The organism is Citrobacter sp. ABFQG, from assembly GCF_004322975.1.
Classification (GTDB): Bacteria; Pseudomonadota; Gammaproteobacteria; order Enterobacterales; family Enterobacteriaceae; genus Citrobacter; species Citrobacter freundii.
Genome location: NZ_CP036435.1, coordinates 177,969 through 196,111, shown reverse-complemented (window position 1 = coordinate 196,111; position 18,143 = coordinate 177,969). Strand labels below are relative to the sequence as shown.

The 18,143-nt window shown below is 52.5% G+C and carries 15 protein-coding genes; 9 read left to right on the top strand and 6 right to left on the bottom strand.

Features of this window, described 5'->3' with window-relative positions; genetic code table 11:
- Positions 1–7 precede the first annotated feature (7 nt).
- From WN16_RS00950 to tldD, 4 genes are all read left to right on the top strand, one after another.
- On the top strand, positions 8–601 hold the full coding sequence (locus tag WN16_RS00950) for a Maf family protein (RefSeq protein WP_003839891.1): 594 nt from the start codon (positions 8–10) through the stop codon (positions 599–601).
- On the top strand, positions 591–2,060 hold the full coding sequence (rng, locus tag WN16_RS00945) for a ribonuclease G (RefSeq protein WP_003025190.1): 1,470 nt from the start codon (positions 591–593) through the stop codon (positions 2,058–2,060). Before WN16_RS00950 ends, rng begins: the two co-directional genes overlap by 11 nt.
- Positions 2,061–2,171: 111 nt before the next feature.
- The gene (yhdP, locus tag WN16_RS00940) at positions 2,172–5,987 is read left to right on the top strand and encodes an AsmA2 domain-containing protein YhdP (protein ID WP_044701342.1); all 3,816 of its coding nucleotides are present in this window, start codon (positions 2,172–2,174) and stop codon (positions 5,985–5,987) included.
- Between the two features lie 161 nt (positions 5,988–6,148).
- Positions 6,149–7,594, top strand: a complete 1,446-nt coding sequence (gene tldD / locus WN16_RS00935) for a metalloprotease TldD (RefSeq protein ID WP_044701339.1) — start codon at positions 6,149–6,151, stop codon at positions 7,592–7,594.
- An 86-nt stretch (positions 7,595–7,680) separates the two neighbouring features.
- On the opposite strand, the gene aaeR is transcribed toward tldD, so the two are convergent.
- Positions 7,681–8,610, bottom strand: coding sequence for an HTH-type transcriptional activator AaeR (gene aaeR / locus WN16_RS00930; protein ID WP_003839896.1), 930 nt, complete (start codon positions 8,608–8,610; stop codon positions 7,681–7,683).
- 184 nt (positions 8,611–8,794) lie between these two features.
- Between aaeR and aaeX the strand changes: the two genes are divergently transcribed.
- The 4 genes from aaeX to WN16_RS00910 all read left to right on the top strand — a co-directional run bounded on the left by aaeX (position 8,795) and on the right by WN16_RS00910 (position 12,309).
- Positions 8,795–8,998, top strand: a complete 204-nt coding sequence (gene aaeX / locus WN16_RS00925) for a p-hydroxybenzoic acid efflux pump operon protein AaeX (protein WP_003025177.1) — start codon at positions 8,795–8,797, stop codon at positions 8,996–8,998.
- Between the two features lie 7 nt (positions 8,999–9,005).
- Positions 9,006–9,938, top strand: a complete 933-nt coding sequence (gene aaeA, locus WN16_RS00920) for a p-hydroxybenzoic acid efflux pump subunit AaeA (RefSeq protein ID WP_003025174.1) — start codon at positions 9,006–9,008, stop codon at positions 9,936–9,938.
- A gap of 5 nt (positions 9,939–9,943) precedes the next feature.
- A complete protein-coding gene (gene aaeB, locus WN16_RS00915) occupies positions 9,944–11,911 on the top strand; it encodes a p-hydroxybenzoic acid efflux pump subunit AaeB (RefSeq protein ID WP_003025171.1) in 1,968 nt (655 codons plus the stop codon).
- A 119-nt stretch (positions 11,912–12,030) separates the two neighbouring features.
- Complete coding sequence (locus WN16_RS00910; protein WP_003025168.1) at positions 12,031–12,309, top strand: hypothetical protein; 279 nt, start codon at positions 12,031–12,033, stop codon at positions 12,307–12,309.
- Between the two features lie 57 nt (positions 12,310–12,366).
- Here the strand turns inward: WN16_RS00910 and yhcN are convergent, their stop codons facing one another.
- Together yhcN and argR are read right to left on the bottom strand one after the other, a co-directional pair.
- Positions 12,367–12,633 (bottom strand): peroxide/acid stress response protein YhcN, encoded by a 267-nt coding sequence (gene yhcN, locus WN16_RS00905; RefSeq protein ID WP_003025165.1) that lies wholly within the window; start codon positions 12,631–12,633, stop codon positions 12,367–12,369.
- A 376-nt stretch (positions 12,634–13,009) separates the two neighbouring features.
- Complete coding sequence (argR, locus tag WN16_RS00900; protein ID WP_003025162.1) at positions 13,010–13,480, bottom strand: transcriptional regulator ArgR; 471 nt, start codon at positions 13,478–13,480, stop codon at positions 13,010–13,012.
- Positions 13,481–13,916: 436 nt separating this feature from the next.
- Between argR and mdh the strand changes: the two genes are divergently transcribed.
- Positions 13,917–14,852: a malate dehydrogenase gene (mdh, locus tag WN16_RS00890; RefSeq protein ID WP_003025158.1), complete on the top strand. Its 936-nt coding sequence runs from the start codon at positions 13,917–13,919 to the stop codon at positions 14,850–14,852.
- A gap of 56 nt (positions 14,853–14,908) precedes the next feature.
- Here the strand turns inward: mdh and degS are convergent, their stop codons facing one another.
- The 3 genes from degS to zapG form a co-directional block, all read right to left on the bottom strand.
- A complete protein-coding gene (gene degS, locus WN16_RS00885; RefSeq protein ID WP_003025154.1) occupies positions 14,909–15,976 on the bottom strand; it encodes an outer membrane-stress sensor serine endopeptidase DegS in 1,068 nt (355 codons plus the stop codon).
- A gap of 89 nt (positions 15,977–16,065) precedes the next feature.
- Positions 16,066–17,433 carry a serine endoprotease DegQ gene (degQ, locus tag WN16_RS00880; protein WP_088169137.1) on the bottom strand — a complete coding sequence of 456 codons (1,368 nt, stop codon included), beginning with the start codon at positions 17,431–17,433 and terminating at the stop codon, positions 16,066–16,068.
- A gap of 168 nt (positions 17,434–17,601) precedes the next feature.
- On the bottom strand, positions 17,602–18,000 hold the full coding sequence (gene zapG, locus WN16_RS00875) for a Z-ring associated protein ZapG (protein WP_003025147.1): 399 nt from the start codon (positions 17,998–18,000) through the stop codon (positions 17,602–17,604).
- Positions 18,001–18,143: the final 143 nt, after the last annotated feature.

Sequence of the window (18,143 nt, the reverse complement as noted above, 5' to 3'; positions counted from 1 at the left end):
GGTTGATATGAATACTCTGTATCTTGCTTCAGGTTCTCCACGTCGTCAGGAGTTGCTCGCTCAGCTTGGTGTTACGTTTGAACGACTGATCCCTGGGATTGAAGAACAGCGGCACCCGCAGGAAAGTGCGCAGCAGTACGTTTCCCGTCTGGCGCGCGAAAAAGCGCAGGCTGGTGTAGCGCTGGCACCGCGCGATTTGCCGGTATTGGGTGCGGATACCATCGTTATCCTTAATGGCGAAGTGCTGGAAAAACCGCACGACGCTGCCCACGCCGCAGCAATGCTGCGCAAACTGTCGGGCAAAACGCATCAAGTTATGACGGCCGTGGCACTGGCCGATTGCCAGCACAGTCTGGACTGCCTGGTAGTGACGGAAGTGACATTCAGAGCACTAACCGATGAGGACATCGCGGGTTATGTTGCCAGCGGTGAACCAATGGATAAAGCAGGTGCATACGGTATTCAAGGGTTGGGTGGCTGTTTTGTCAGGAAGATAAATGGCAGCTATCACGCCGTAGTCGGCTTACCGCTGGTAGAAACGTATGAGTTGCTGACCAATTTTAACGCACTGCGTGAGAAAAGGGATAAACATGACGGCTGAATTGTTGGTAAACGTAACGCCATCGGAAACTCGGGTGGCTTACATTGATGGCGGTATTCTGCAGGAAATTCATATTGAACGTGAGGCGCGACGCGGAATCGTAGGCAATATCTACAAAGGTCGTGTAAGTCGTGTACTTCCGGGTATGCAGGCGGCTTTTGTAGATATTGGACTGGATAAAGCCGCATTTCTTCACGCTTCTGACATCATGCCGCACACCGAATGCGTGGCGGGTGAAGAACAAAAACAGTTCACCGTACGCGACATTTCTGAACTGGTGCGCCAGGGTCAGGATCTGATGGTGCAGGTGGTAAAAGATCCTTTGGGAACGAAGGGCGCACGCCTGACGACGGACATCACGCTTCCTTCCCGTTATCTCGTTTTTATGCCGGGAGCCTCGCACGTTGGCGTATCCCAACGTATCGAAAGCGAAACGGAACGCGAACGTCTGAAAAAAGTGGTGGCGGATTACTGCGATGAGCAGGGTGGTTTCATCATTCGCACGGCGGCAGAAGGCGTATGCGAAGAGGATCTGGCCTCGGATGCTGCCTACCTGAAGCGCGTCTGGACAAAAGTCATGGAGCGTAAAAAGCGCCCGCAAACACGATACCAGATGTACGGTGAACTGGCACTGGCACAGCGCGTGTTGCGTGACTTTGCTGATGCGCAGCTTGACCGCATCCGCGTCGACTCCCGTCTGACCTATGAGGCGTTACTGGAATTTACGGCGGAATATATCCCCGAGATGACCAGCAAGCTGGAACATTACAGCGGGCGTCAGCCTATTTTTGATCTCTTTGATGTAGAGAATGAAATCCAGCGCGCGCTGGAACGCAAAGTTGAGCTGAAGTCCGGCGGTTATCTGATCATCGATCAAACTGAAGCGATGACCACCGTCGACATCAATACCGGCGCGTTTGTTGGGCATCGTAATCTCGACGACACTATCTTTAATACTAATATTGAAGCAACGCAGGCCATTGCTCGTCAGCTGCGTCTGCGTAACCTCGGCGGCATTATCATTATCGATTTTATCGACATGAATAATGAAGATCACCGTCGCCGGGTGCTGCACTCCCTGGAGCAGGCTCTGAGCAAGGATCGTGTAAAAACCAGCATTAACGGTTTTTCACAGCTGGGCCTGGTGGAGATGACGCGCAAACGCACACGTGAAAGCGTGGAACATGTATTGTGCAACGAGTGTCCAACCTGCCATGGGCGTGGTACGGTGAAAACGGTGGAAACCGTATGTTATGAAATCATGCGCGAAATCGTGCGGGTACACCATGCATATGACTCCGATCGTTTCCTGGTTTATGCCTCTCCGGCAGTGGCTGAAACCCTGAAAGGTGAAGAGTCACATGCGCTGGCGGAGGTTGAGATCTTTGTCGGCAAACAGGTCAAAGTACAAATCGAACCGCTGTATAACCAGGAGCAGTTCGACGTCGTCATGATGTAAATCGTGTAGTGGCACCCGCGCATGTAGGCCGGATAAGGCGCAAGCGCCGTCATCCGGCAATATTCACTCAAGGGGTGTGAGTCATATTTTTTGGTAGACAAGGAGAGGTGCGTGAGGCGATTGCCGGGGATATTACTGCTCACTGGAGCCGCATTCGTTGTCATCGCAGCGCTGCTGGTCAGTGGACTGCGCCTTGCGTTACCTCATCTTGATAGCTGGCGTCCAGCCATTCTTGGCAAGATTGAATCCGCTACAGGTCTACCTGTTTCCGCCAGTCAGCTTTCTGCCAGCTGGCAAAATTTCGGTCCTACGCTTGAAGCGCGTAATATCCAAGCGCAGCTAAAAGATGGGGGAGAATTTTCGGTAAAACGCGTCACGCTGGCACTGGATGTCTGGCAAAGTTTGCTGCACATGCGTTGGCAGTTTCGCGATCTCACCTTTTGGCAACTGCAGTTGCGCACCAATACTCCTATCCAGCGTAGTGAAGGCGGAGATGGAATTGAAACCGACCATCTCAGCAATCTCTTCCTGCGTCAGTTTGATCATTTCGATCTACGCGACAGTCATATCAGCTTTATAACCCTCTCAGGCCAACGTGCTGAACTGGCGATCCCACAGCTTACCTGGCTGAACAATAAAAATCGGCATCGCGCCGAGGGTCAGGTCAGCCTCTCCAGCCTGACCGGACAGCACGGCGTTATGCAGGTGAGGATGGATCTGCGCGACGATAATGGGCTATTGAATAATGGTCGGGTCTGGTTGCAGGCAGACGACATTGACGTCAAACCGTGGTTGGGCAAATGGATGCAGGACAATGTCGCCCTGCAAACTGCGCGTTTTAGCCTGGAAGCATGGATGACGATCAGCAAAGGCGTCGTTTCTGGTGGCGATGTCTGGCTGAAAAAAGGTGGAGCAAGTTGGCTGGGTGAAAATCGTACGCACACGCTCTCCGTCGATAATCTGACGGCGCACATCAGCCGTGAAGAGGCGGGCTGGCAATTCTCTATTCCCGATACCCGTATTACCATGGATGATAAACCCTGGCCGAGCGGTGCATTAACGCTGGCCTGGATCCCTGAGCAGGAAGTTGGTGGCGAGAATAACAAACGCAGCGACGAGCTACGCATTCGCGCCAGCAATCTGGAACTGGCCGGGTTAGAAGGGCTACGTCCGATGGCGTCCAGGTTATCACCAGCGTTGGGTGATATCTGGCGGGCCACGCAGCCGAGCGGCAAAATAGATGTGCTGGCGCTGGATATCCCGTTACAGGCGACAGAAAAAACCCGCTTCCTGTCCTCGTGGACCAATCTGGCCTGGAAACAGTGGAAGTTGTTACCGGGGGCTGAGCATTTCTCCGGTACGCTTGCGGGCAGCGTTGAAAATGGGGCGCTCACCGCCTCCATGAAGCAAGCCAAAATGCCGTATGAAACTGTCTTCCGCGCGCCGCTGGAAATAGAGAATGGCGTGGCTACGCTAAGCTGGCTGAAAAATGATAAAGGTTTTCAGTTAGATGGGCGCAACATCGATGTTAAAGCGAAAGCGGTACGCGCGCGCGGTGGTTTTCGCTATCTGCAGCCCACTGGAGATGAACCGTGGTTAGGCATTCTGGCTGGCATTAGCACCGACGACGGCTCTCAGGCCTGGCGCTATTTCCCGGAAAACTTGATGGGCAAAGAGCTGGTTGACTACCTCAGCGGCGCTATTCAGGGCGGCGAAGCGGATAACGCCACGCTGGTGTATGGCGGTAACCCGCATCTGTTCCCGTATCTGCACAACGAAGGACAATTTCAGGTTCTGGTGCCGCTACGTAACGCGAAATTTGCTTTCCAGCCCGACTGGCCTGCGCTAACCGATCTCAATATTGAACTGAACTTCATTAACGATGGTCTGTGGATGAAGACGGATAGCGTCAATTTAGGCGGCGTGAAGGCCAGTAACCTGACGGCTAATATTCCCGACTATGCTAAAGAAAAACTGCTGATTGACGCCGATATCAACGGGCCGGGCAAGGCGGTCGGACCTTATTTTGATGAGACGCCGTTGAAGGACTCCCTCGGCGCTACGCTTGAGCAGTTGCAGATTGACGGCGATGTGAATGCTCGCTTACATCTGGATATTCCGCTAGACGGCTCGCTGGTTACCGCCAAAGGCGATGTCAACCTGCGTAATAACAGCCTGTTTATTAAACCGCTCGACAGCACGCTGAAGAATTTGAATGGTAAATTCAGCTTTATCAACGGCGATCTGAAGAGCGAGCCGATGACGGCGAACTGGTTTAATCAGCCGCTGAACGTCGACTTCTCCACCACCGAAGGGGCGAAAGCCTATCAGGTAGCCGTGAACCTGCAAGGCGACTGGCAGCCAACCCGCATGGGGATTTTACCGGCGCAGGTCAACGATGCCTTAAGCGGCAGCATGGCGTGGAATGGCAAGGTGGGTATCGATCTTCCGTATCATGCCGGACCGACCTACGACATTGAGCTAAAAGGCGACCTGAAGAATGTAAGTAGTCACTTACCTGTTCCGCTGAATAAGGCAGCCGGTGAGGCGTTACCGGTGAACGTTAAGGCCAACGGCAATCTGCGCAGTTTTGAACTGACCGGCAACGCGGGCAGTAAGAACCACTTTAACAGCCGCTGGCTGCTGAATCAGAAACTGACGCTTGACCGCGCAATCTGGACGTCGGAAAGCCGCACCGTGCCCGCGTTACCCGATCAGCAAGGTATTGAGCTTAACCTTCCCCCTATGGATGGCGCGCAATGGCTGGCGTTGTTCCAGAAAGGCGCAGCAGATAACGTTGGCACCAACGCCAACTTCCCGCAGCGCATCACGGTGCGTACGCCATCGTTATCCCTGGGCGGTCAGCAGTGGAATAACTTGAGTATCGTGTCTGAGCCTGCGAGCAATGGCTCCATCGTGCAGGCGCAGGGACGTGAAATTAATGCCACGCTGGCTATGCGCAATAATGCGCCGTGGCTGGCCAATATTAAGTATCTTTATTACAACCCCAGCGCGGCGAAAGCATCGCCGACGAAAGCACCACTGAATAGTACTCCAGCCTCGCCGTTTTCCGCCGTGGACAACGTCAGCTTCCGCGGCTGGCCGGATGTTCAGTTACGCTGTGCCGAGTGCTGGATGTGGGGACAGAAATATGGGCGTATTGATGCCGATGTGGCGATTAAAGGCGACACGCTAACGCTGAGTAACGGTCTGTTGGATACAGGCTTTGCCAGACTGACCACCGATGGCGTGTGGGTGAACGCGCCGGGCAAAGAACGAACGTCACTGAAGGGTAAACTGAGCGGCAGTAAAATTGACTCCGCTGCCAGTTTTTTTGGCGTATCGACCCCGATTCGTAACTCTTCGTTCAACGTGGAGTATGACCTGCACTGGCGTAACCCGCCATGGGATCCAGATGAAGCTTCGCTGAATGGGATTTTGCGTACCCGGTTGGGCAAAGGTGAGCTTACTGAACTCAGCACCGGACATGCGGGGCAACTCTTGCGACTGCTGAGCTTTGATGCGTTGCTGCGTAAACTGCGTTTTGATTTTAGCGATACTTTCAGCGAAGGTTTCTATTTCGACTCGATTCGCAGCACGGCCTGGATCAAAGATGGCGTGATGCATACCGATGACACGCTGGTGGACGGTCTGGAGGCAGACATTGCGATGAAAGGCTCGGTGAACCTGGTGCGCCGGGAGCTGGATATGGAAGCCATTGTCGCGCCGGAAATTTCTGCCACCGTAGGCGTTGCCGCTGCGTTTGCTGTCAATCCAATTGTCGGCGCGGCGGTGTTTGCTGCCAGTAAGGTTCTGGGACCATTGTGGAGCAAAGTGTCGATTCTGCGTTATCGCATCACCGGTCCGGTCGATAAGCCGCAGATTAACGAAGTTCTGCGTCAGCCGCGCAAAGAAAGCCAGCAATAATTTGACGGGGGCGAGTAATTGCCCCAATCTCAACATAGATCCTCTACCGCAGTCCGTAGGCCGGATAAGGCGTTCACGCCGCCATCCGGCATTGAAGTGCCTGATGGCGACGCTGGCGCGTTTTATCAGGCCTACAACAGTAACTAATGAGTAGCAAAACGATGAGTCTGAACCTGGTAAGTGAACAATTGCTAGCGGCAAATGGCCTGAAACATCAGGATCTGTTTGCCATCCTGGGCCAACTGGCCGAACGCCGTCTTGATTACGGCGATCTCTATTTTCAGTCGAGCTATCACGAATCCTGGGTTTTAGAAGACCGCATCATTAAAGATGGTTCTTACAATATCGATCAGGGCGTTGGCGTGCGCGCCATCAGCGGCGAAAAAACAGGGTTTGCCTATGCAGACCAGATTAGCCTGCTGGCGCTGGAGCAGAGTGCTCATGCTGCCCGTACTATCGTGCGTGACAGCGGTGACGGCAAAGTAAAAACGCTGGGAGCTGTAGAGCATCAGGCGCTTTACACCTCGGTTGATCCCCTGCAGAGCATGAGCCGCGAAGAGAAACTGGATATTCTGCGCCGCGTAGACAGCGTGGCGCGTGCCGCCGACAAGCGCGTCCAGGAAGTAACCGCCAGCCTGACCGGTGTTTATGAACTGATCCTGGTAGCAGCGACCGACGGTACGCTGGCCGCTGACGTTCGCCCGCTGGTACGCCTGTCCGTAAGCGTACAGGTGGAAGAGGACGGTAAGCGCGAGCGCGGCGCCAGCGGTGGCGGCGGTCGTTTTGGCTATGACTATTTCCTGGGCGACCTTGATGGTGAAGTTCGTGCTGACGCATGGGCGAAAGAAGCCGTACGCATGGCGCTGGTTAATCTCTCTGCGGTAGCTGCGCCTGCTGGTACGCTGCCGGTAGTACTCGGCGCTGGCTGGCCTGGCGTTCTGCTGCATGAAGCGGTCGGTCATGGTCTGGAAGGTGACTTTAACCGCCGTGGTACCTCGGTATTCAGCGGTCACATGGGTGAGCTGGTAGCGTCAGAACTGTGCACCGTGGTGGATGACGGCACAATGGCGGACCGTCGTGGCTCTGTGGCTATTGATGATGAAGGCACACCGGGTCAGTACAACGTGCTGATCGAAAACGGTATTCTGAAAGGCTACATGCAGGACAAACTGAATGCGCGCCTGATGGGCGTCGCGCCAACGGGTAACGGTCGCCGCGAATCTTACGCGCACCTGCCGATGCCACGTATGACCAACACCTATATGCTGCCGGGGAAATCTACGCCGCAGGAAATCATCGAATCCGTTGAATACGGTATTTATGCGCCTAACTTCGGCGGCGGCCAGGTGGATATCACCTCCGGAAAATTTGTGTTCTCTACGTCTGAAGCATATCTGATTGAAAACGGTAGAGTCACCAAACCGGTGAAAGGCGCGACGCTGATTGGCTCTGGTATCGAAGCGATGCAGCAGATTTCGATGGTGGGTAACGACCTGAAACTGGATAACGGGGTTGGCGTGTGCGGTAAAGAAGGGCAGAGCCTGCCGGTGGGCGTGGGCCAGCCCACGCTGAAGGTGGATAACCTGACCGTGGGTGGCACCGCATAACATCATGATGTATGCCCGATAAGCACCAGTGCCATCGGGCATCTTTCCGGATGCGGCGTCAATGCCTTATCCGGCCTACACTTTTTTTATTTCTCTTTTCCCCGACCGTACATTCCCTGAAACAGCTGCGCTACATCGACAAAATAGTCTGTCAGATAGTTAATCACCACCTGCACCTTGAGCGGCAATTTGTCTTTTTCGGTATACAGCGCATAGACCGGACGCGGATCCGACTGGTAGCGGGGAAGCAGAATCTCCACTTCGCCACGATTGATCTCATTGATCACCCACATCAGCGGTACATAGGCAATGCCTGCGCCTGCGGCCAGCCAGCGCACCAATGTCATCGGATCGTTAGTCACAAAACGACCCTCTGGGATCAGGCGGGTGGAAATTCCTTCCGGAGCGATGAGCTCGAATTCATTATCCGGGCGCACGCTGTATTCCAGCCACGAGTGGTTGCTGAGATCGGCAGGTTTCTCTGGGGTGCCAAACTGTGCGAGATAGCTTTTCGCCGCGCAGACCACCATCGGCATAGCCCCCAAACGGCGTGAAAACAGGCTGGAGTCCTGCAACGCGCCGACGCGGATAACCACGTCCAGACCATCAGCGATTAAATCCGGGGCCGGGATGCCGGTCACCAGATTTACCGTCAATCCCGGATACTCTTTCAGCATCGTGGCGGTTAATCCGGCGAGGACATTTTGTGCCATAGTTGAAGAACAGCCAATGCGCAGAGTGCCGATGGGCGTGTTGTTAAAGGCATAGAGTTGCTCGTGAACATCCTGCGCTTCGTGCAGCATTCTCCGGCAGCCCTGATAATAAATTTTACCGGCTTCAGTTAGCCCAATGCTACGCGTGCTGCGGTTTAGCAGCTTGACCTGTAGCTCATCTTCCAGTTTTGAGACCGTCTGGCTTATCGATGAAACGCTCATTTGTAGCTGTCTTGCGGCGGCGGTGAAGGAGCCCATTTCGACAACTTTGGCGAACACCGACATACGTTTTAATCGTTCCATTGTTCACTCTGGCTTAAAAGTGATTTAGATCACATAATATAGATAACAGCATAACAGTTACGTTAATATATTATTATTCAAATAACGGCTATGTCGCTCTCGCCTGGCTCATCCTTGCCCTTCTCTGCGGTGACATACGCTAGAAAATCTATCATCTGCACTCTCTTACGTTACCAAGGTCAACATGAGTCTGTTTCCCGTTATCGTGGTGTTTGGTCTGTCCTTCCCACCGATTTTTTTCGAATTACTTTTGTCACTGGCGATTTTCTGGCTGGTGCGCCGGGTGCTTGTTCCGACTGGCATCTATGATTTTGTCTGGCATCCGGCTCTGTTTAACACCGCGCTGTATTGCTGTCTGTTCTATTTAATAACGCGCCTGTTCGTTTGAGGTTGAAGTGAAAACACTAACAAGAAAACTCTCCCGCACGGCCATTACCGTGATACTGGTCATTCTGGCTTTCATCGCTATTTTCCGCGCATGGGTGTTCTACACCGAGTCGCCGTGGACGCGTGATGCGCGTTTCAGCGCCGATGTCGTCGCGATTGCGCCGGATGTTGCGGGCCTTATTACCAACGTTAACATCCATGATAACCAATTGGTGAAAAAGGATCAGATCCTGTTCACTATCGACCAGCCACGCTATAAGAAAGCCCTTGAGCAGGCCGAAGCTGACGTGGCCTATTATCAGGTACTGGCGCAGGAAAAACGCCAGGAGGCCGGTCGTCGTAACCGACTGGGCGTGCAGGCTATGTCTCGTGAAGAGATTGACCAATCAAACAACGTCCTGCAAACCGTATTACACCAGCTTGCGAAGGCGCAAGCGACCCGCGATCTGGCGAAATTAGATCTGGAACGTACCGTTATCCGCGCGCCAGCAGACGGCTGGGTGACTAACCTGAACGTCTATAGCGGCGAATTTATCACGCGCGGTTCCACGGCGGTGGCATTGGTCAAACAGCATTCTTTCTATGTGCTGGCGTATATGGAAGAAACCAAACTGGAAGGCGTCCGCCCTGGGTATCGCGCTGAAATCACCCCGCTTGGCAGTAATAATGTGCTGAAGGGCACGGTTGATAGTGTGGCGGCTGGCGTAACGAATGCCAGCAGCACGCGGGACGCCAAGGGTATGGCGACCATTGATTCCAATCTTGAATGGGTGCGTCTGGCGCAGCGTGTGCCGGTGCGAATTCGTCTTGATGAGCAGCAGGGAACCTTGTGGCCTGCCGGGACGACGGCGACCGTCGTCATTACCGGCAAGCAGGATCGCGATGCCAGCCAGGAATCTTTCTTCCGTAAAATGGCGCACCGCCTGCGCGAGTTTGGTTAATCGCGATGGGTATTTTCTCCATTGCCAACCAGCATATCCGCTTTGCGGTAAAACTGGCCTGCGCGATTGTACTGGCGCTGTTCGTTGGCTTTCACTTCCAGCTTGAGACCCCGCGCTGGGCGGTGCTGACCGCGGCCATTGTGGCGGCAGGTCCGGCCTTTGCCGCTGGCGGAGAACCTTATTCAGGTGCTATCCGCTATCGCGGCATGTTGCGTATTGTCGGGACATTTATCGGCTGTATTGCCGCCCTGATCATTATCATCAGCATGATCCGCGCCCCACTATTGATGATCCTGGTGTGTTGTATCTGGGCCGGTTTTTGTACCTGGATCTCGTCGTTAGTGAAGATCGAAAACTCTTATGCCTGGGGGCTTTCAGGCTATACGGCGCTGATCATCGTCATTACTATCCAGGCTGAACCGCTGCTGACGCCACAATTTGCGCTCGAACGCTGTAGTGAAATTGTGATGGGTATTGTCTGTGCTATTGTTGCCGACCTGCTCTTTTCGCCCCGTTCGGTGAAACAGGAGATTGATGTCGAACTGGATAGCCTGCTGGTGGCGCAATATCAGCTTATGCAGCTGTGCATTAAGCATGGCGACAGTGAAGAAGTAGACAAAGCCTGGGGAGATTTAGTCCGGCGTACGGCGGCGCTGGAAGGGATGCGTAGTAACCTGAATATGGAGTCCTCGCGCTGGGTGCGGGCTAACCGCAGACTCAAGGCATTGAATACGCTGTCGCTTACGCTTATCACACAATCCTGCGAAACCTATCTTATTCAGAACACCCGACCAGAACTGATCACCGATACCTTCCGCGAGTTGTTCGATACGCCGGTTGAAACGGTACAGGATGTCCATAAACAGCTGAAGCGGATGCGTCGGGTGATTGCATGGACCGGTGAACGTGACACACCTGTCACAATTTACACCTGGGCCGGGGCGGCAACGCGCTATCTGTTACTTAAACGTGGAGTTGTCAGCAACACCAAAATTAGCGCTATCGAAGAAGAGATCCTGCAAGGTGAACCGGTGGTGAAAGTGGAATCTGCCGAGCGTCACCATGCGATGGTTAACTTTTGGCGCACCACGCTTTCTTGTGTGCTGGGAACCTTATTCTGGCTGTGGACCGGCTGGACATCCGGCAGCGGCGCAATGGTGATGATTGCGGTCGTCACCTCGCTGGCAATGCGTTTGCCCAACCCGCGCATGGTGGCGATAGACTTTATCTACGGTACGTTGGCGGCGTTACCGCTCGGGGCACTCTATTTCCTGGTGATTATCCCTAATACGCAGCAAAGCATGTTGTTGCTGTGCCTGAGCCTGGCAGTGCTGGGATTCTTTCTGGGGATTGAAGTACAGAAACGACGGCTGGGTTCGATGGGGGCGCTGGCCAGCACCATTAATATCATCGTGCTGGATAACCCGATGACCTTCCACTTTAGCCAGTTCCTTGACAGTGCGCTGGGGCAGATTGTTGGCTGCATGTTGGCGTTTATCGTCATTCTGCTGGTGCGTGATAACTCTCGTGACAGAACGGGTCGTGTGTTGCTCAACCAGTTTGTCTCGGCGGCGGTTTCAGCGATGACCACCAACGTGGTACGTCGTAAAGAAAACCACCTCCCGGCGCTTTATCAGCAGCTGTTTTTGCTGATGAACAAATTTCCGGGCGACCTGGCGAAGTTTCGCCTGGCGCTGACAATGATCATCGCACACCAGCGCCTGCGCGATGCGCCGGTACCGGTGAACGAGGATTTATCCGCATTCCACCGCCAGCTTCGCCGCACTGCCGATCGCGTGATTTCCGCAGGAAATGACGACAAGCGTCGACGCTATTTTAGCCAGTTGCTGGAAGAGCTTGAGATCTATCAGGAGAAATTAATCATCTGGCAAGCACCACCACAGGTGACCGAGCCGGTAAAACGACTCAGTGGGATGTTGCACAAATACCAGCATGCGCTGGTCAGTAATTAAGAGTTGAAAACCGACGCTAAAAGCGTCGGTTTTTTTATGGCTATACTTACCTGAAAATGCGAGAGACCCCTACATATTGGCGGTCTGTAGAGTGGCTGGCGTCGGGATGGTGGCTATAGATGAATATCTATACATTTGATTTTGACGAGATAGAAGACCAGGGTGATTTCTATCGTGAGTTTACGCGCACGTTCGGTCTCGCCAGGGAGAAGGTGGTTGATTTAGATTCTCTGTGGGAGGTGGTTATCGGGGAAGTTTTACCGTTGCCGCTGGAGATTGAATTTGTCCATTTACCGGACAAGCTGCGCAGGCGATACGGCGCGCTGATTTTACTGTTCGATGAAGCGGAAGAAGAGCTGGAAGGGCAGTTGCGTTTTAACGTTCGTCACTCAATGTAAGACATAAAAAAGCCCCCGGCAGGCGGGGGCAAGTCGTCGGACTTAGACGACGAGGGTTTATTTGTAGAGTTCTGCAGTAGCGTGCCAGTGAGCACCTTCACGGAGTTCGGTGACGCGATAGCTGCTGGCGCCTGCTTTTTCAGCCTTAGCGGCGATGGCCTGACGCATGTCCATTGGTGAACTACCGATCTGAGATACGGAGATGCTACCCATAGATTGCAGATTCTGTGCTTCTTGTGAGTTCACCTGAGTAACCGCGGCGCTTGCACCGAAGGAGAGAACAGAAAGAAGGCTTAAGGTTGCAATAGTAGTTTTGATTTTCATGATATTTACCTCGTCGAATTCTTTTATAGGGGTCTGTGTTTCGTGACCCTCATCACAAAATCAAGTATACACTAATAACCTTATAAATTAATACCACGCTAATTGTTTCCGTGGGTATTAAATGTTAAGAAAAATATTTTTTATAACCAAATGGAATTAAAAAGAGCGTTTCGAACATTTTAAAAGAAATAAATTAAATAAAATCAATTGGATATGGTTTTTTGCAAAATGTGCGTTTTTAATCCTTCATATTCACTACGTGAATGGTTTTTGACGGTTAAACGCACCATTTGTTAAATGCATAGCAGTTAAAAATAGACGGAAGGGGGTGGAAAGAGAGTGTTTTCCCCCGCCGCGAGGCGACGGGGAGGCGGTATTACAGTTCTTGTTCGAACAGTTCCAGAATGGCTTCGTACAGATCTTTTACCGTAAAACCCTTAGCTGGGGTGGTGAAGATGGTATCGTCACCGGCAATCGTACCCAGGATACCTTCCGCTTTCCCCAATGAGTCCAGCAGACGTGCAATCAACTGAGCAGCGCCAGGACTAGTATGAATAACCACGACCGCATCGTTATAGTCGATATCCAGCACCAGATTTTTCAGCGGACTGGAGGTCGTAGGCACGCCCAGTTCTGCCGGAAGGCAGTACACCATTTCCATTTTCGCATTGCGGGTACGCACGGCGCCAAATTTGGTCAGCATGCGTGAAACCTTGGACTGATTGATATTATCAAAGCCCTGATCCTGCAATGCGAGGACGATTTCGCCTTGAGAGCTGAACTTTTCTTCTTTAAGCAGCGCTTTAAACGCCTTTACTAATTCTTCTTGTTTTGCCGAGCTTCGCATAAGTCACCCGTAATATGGCGGTAGAAACAACATTATTGTGCATACAGATGAATTTTTATGCAAACAGTCTGCCTTGTTCAAGGCTGAAATAATGTTATGAAAGAGCGGAATTTTATCAAATTTCGTTATCAAGAAACATGCCTGTGTCACGGCTCGCAAATAAGGTTAAAAGTAAATTAAATGTTATCAAATTGATGTTGTTTTGAGAGGTGGGTAGGGTATATTGTCAGCACCTGTTGGAAAGTTGCTCTACTGTGCGGGTGGTTTTGAATTACGTAACTTAGGTTTTATTTTACGTAAGTTAAATGCATAAAAGCCAAATTTGCGTGACTACGCATTCTTGACGCGTGGTTGTTGTATTCGTTGGATTTGTGAATTAAGGTCGCCGCCGCGGAGCAATAGACACTTTGCTTATCAATATAATAAGGAGTTTAGGATGAAAGTTGCAGTCCTCGGCGCTGCTGGTGGTATCGGTCAGGCGCTAGCATTACTGTTAAAAACCCAACTGCCTTCAGGTTCAGAACTCTCCCTGTACGACATCGCTCCAGTAACGCCTGGTGTGGCCGTTGATTTGAGCCATATCCCTACTGCTGTGAAAATCAAAGGCTTCAGTGGCGAAGACGCTACCCCTGCACTGGAAGGTGCTGATGTAGTACTGATCTCCGCGGGCGTCGCACGTAAACCGGGTATGGATCGTTCCGACCTGTTCAACGTTAACGCCGGTATCGTGAAGAATCTGGTGCAGCAGGTTGCTAAAACCTGTCCGAAAGCATGTATCGGTATCATCACCAACCCGGTGAACACGACCGTTGCTATCGCTGCAGAAGTCCTGAAAAAAGCAGGCGTATACGATAAGAACAAACTGTTTGGCGTGACCACGCTGGACATCATCCGCTCCAACACCTTTGTTGCGGAACTGAAAGGCAAGCAGCCTGGCGACGTTGAAGTCCCGGTTATTGGCGGCCACTCTGGCGTGACCATTCTGCCGCTGCTGTCACAAATTCCTGGCGTAAGCTTCACCGAGCAAGAAGCAGCTGACCTGACCAAACGTATCCAGAATGCGGGTACTGAAGTTGTGGAAGCTAAAGCCGGTGGCGGATCTGCAACCCTGTCTATGGGTCAGGCCGCAGCGCGTTTCGGACTGTCACTGGTTCGCGCACTGAGCGGCGAAAAAGGTGTGGTTGAATGTGCTTACGTTGAAGGCGATGGCCAGTATGCTCGCTTCTTCTCTCAGCCGCTGCTGCTGGGCAAAAACGGCGTAGAAGAGCGTCAGTCTATCGGCAAGCTGAGCGCGTTTGAACAAGCTGCGCTGGAAGGTATGCTGGATACGCTGAAGAAAGATATCACTCTGGGCGAAGAGTTCGTTAAGTAACGAACTGCCCAAAAGTAAAAAACCGGAGCACTTGCTCCGGTTTTTTTATATCCGTATTAGTTGGTCGCCGGATATTCCTGAATCGTGACCTGTAGCGTCAACTGCTTGTCATCTCGCATCACGACCACGGAGATAACTGAACCTGGTCGAATCTCTGCCACCTGGTCCATCGTTTCCAGTGCAGATACCGCCGGTTTGTTATTGACCGAGATAATCAGATCGTTAACCTGAATACCTGCCTGCGCTGCCGGACCGTCCGGGGCTACTTCGTTAACCACAATCCCCTGAATTTGATCCATCCCGCCGCCCTGGGCGTGCAGTGGCGCAATTTCTCGGCCGCTGATGCCGATATAGCCGCGAATCACGCGCCCGTCACGAATCAGCTTATCCATGATTTTGGTTGCCAGTTGAAAAGGAATAGCAAAGCCGATCCCTTCCGGGGTTTCGCCATCGTTGCTCTTATCAAATGACAGGGTGTTAATACCCATCAACTCGCCCAGCGAGTTGACCAGCGCGCCGCCGGAGTTACCGTGGTTGATGGAGGCATCGGTTTGCAGGAAGTTTTGCCGTCCCGTCGGGTTCAGGCCAATACGACCGGTGGCACTGATAATCCCCTGGGTGATGGTTTGCCCGAGGTTGTACGGGTTACCGATGGCGAGAACCACATCGCCAATGTGCGGTACGCGTTTGTTATTAATCGGAATTGTCGGCAGTCCACCAGTGGCGTTGATTTTCAGCACCGCAAGGTCGGTTAACGTATCAGACCCCACAAGCAGCGCTTCAAATACGCGACCGTCCTGCAATGCGACGATGATTTGGTCGGCATCGTTAATGACGTGCTTATTGGTAATGATATAGCCGCGCTGATCCATGATAACGCCTGAGCCGAGCGTGCGGATCTCAAGCTGGTTATGCGCTGTGCTGTTCATACTGCGGTTATAAACGTTAACGACGGCAGGAGCTGCACGGCGAACCGCCGGGTTATAGCTGGCGGGCGTTTCATCTGCACTGTCGAACTGCGGTGCGGTAAGCGTATTAATTTTGCGCAGCGAGGGCATCGCGGCCAGCAGAATAGCGCCGACGATTAAACCAATCGCGACCGAACGTAAAAGCTTCACAAACATGATGGCGGCGTCATTAATAAAGGGAACGGCTGCAGCATATCACGAGTTTACCGGACATCACACGAGGGGCTGATGTCCGGTTGCATGCGTTAACGCAGGAGCAGGTAAATACTCTCGTTACCGCGCACCACCTGCAGGGCAATGATCGACGGTTTCGCTTCCAGCACTTTACGCATTTCAGCGATCGAGTTTATGCGATCGCGGTTAACGCCAATAATAACGTCATCTTTATGCAGTCCGGCCTGTGCGGCAGGGCTACTTTTTTCAACGTTATCAATTCTGATGCCTTTGGTACCGTCTTTTAACTGACCGTCGCTGAGCGTGGCCCCTTGCAACGCAGGCGCAATCATCTCTGCGCTGGCGGACGATGATGTGCTGGTATCGAGGGTGACTTCAACCTCCAGCGGTTTACCGTTACGTAGCAGGCCCAGTTTGACTTTGGTCCCTGGTTCGGTTGTCGCAATACGTGAACGAAGTTCGGCGAAGCTGTTAAGCGGTTTACCGTTGATACTGGTAATGACGTCACCTGATTTCACCCCCGCTTTTGCGGAGCCGGAGTTAGGCAGAACCTCACTGACAAACGCGCCACGCTGTACGTCCAGTTTGAACGCTTTGGCGATATCGGAAGTCATCTCGGTGCCTTTGATGCCCAACAGACCGCGTTTGATTTCACCAAACTGCATCAGCTGCTGTGCCAGCGTGCGCGCCATGTTGCTCGGAATTGCAAAACCAATACCGATGCTGCCGCCACCGGGGGCCAGAATCGCGGTGTTAATACCGATCAGCTCACCGTTGAGGTTAAGCAATGCGCCGCCGGAGTTACCGCGGTTGATAGAGGCGTCAGTCTGAATAAAGTTTTCCAGACCTTCCAGGTTCAACCCACTGCGACCCAAAGCCGATACAATGCCGGAGGTGGCTGTTTGACCCAAACCGAACGGGTTACCCACAGCCACCGCGAAATCACCCACGCGGAGTTTATCAGAGTCAGCAATGGCAATTTGCGTCAGGTTGCTGGGGTGTTGAATTTGTAGCAGTGCGATATCGCTCTGATCGTCGCTGCCAATAAGCTTTGCGTCGAACTCACGACCATCATTAAGCTGAACGCTGATTTTTTGCGCCTGATTAATAACGTGGTTATTGGTCAGGACGTAGCCTTTGGCGGCATCAATAATGACACCTGAACCCAGTCCTTCAAAAGGTTGGGAAGGTTGATCGGGAAGTTCATCACCAAAAAACTTTTTGAACTCTTCCGGGACTTTCTGCCCCTGAGTGGCGGTGCCTTCGACCCTTACACTCACCACGGCTGGCAACACTTTCTCCAGCATCGGGGCGAGGCTGGGGAGCGCAGCCTGACCGGGAACCTGGCCGGGAATCGACGCAACGGCCGGGAATGGCGCCGAGAGAGTTAACCCGACACTTAACGCTAATGCACTCAACAGCTGGGTTTGTTTTTTCATGGATCCTGCTCTCGTACCTTGAGTAAACGGAAGATGATTCAAAACAGTTTGATGTTATTGAATTTTCGGTTTGGTCACAATGAGGCTAACGACTAAATAATAGCTGGGACGGGAAGAGAAGCGGAGGGCGCAATTGCTGCGCCCAATAAATTTCTTAGCGATGTGCGGTTAGTCGCGCTTTGCGCCACTACGCAGCAGGCCAGATGCCCCTTCAGAATAGTCACGTGGCATCTGAACCGGCGCCTGATCGTTGCCTGCTTCAGACTCTGCCAGACGATTACGGAACGGGTTGTTTTCCGGCGACATACCCGGCAGCAGATTGCTGGAGCTTTTCGCCATGTGCTGGTAAATCTGACGATAATCGTCCGCCATGTTATCCAGCAATTCAGCGCTGCGGGCAAAGTGGCTCACCAGTTCTTCACGGTACTCTTCCAGCTCAGCTTTATTTTTTTCAAGTTCGTACTGCAATGCCTGCTGTTGGCGTAATTTCCGATTACCAAAACGCATGGCTACAGCACCAATAATGATACCGACGACTAACCCAATTAGCGCATATTCCCAGGTCATGAACATCTCCCGTTGTCTTGTGTTTCCGTAGGGTGTTGGCTTTAGGCTCCATGCCTGCGCCTGATTATGCCACTATAACCGCTAATCCCGTAGAAGTGGAATCCCGTGTTTATATCACGTAATGTAGAATGGCCTTTTTTTCG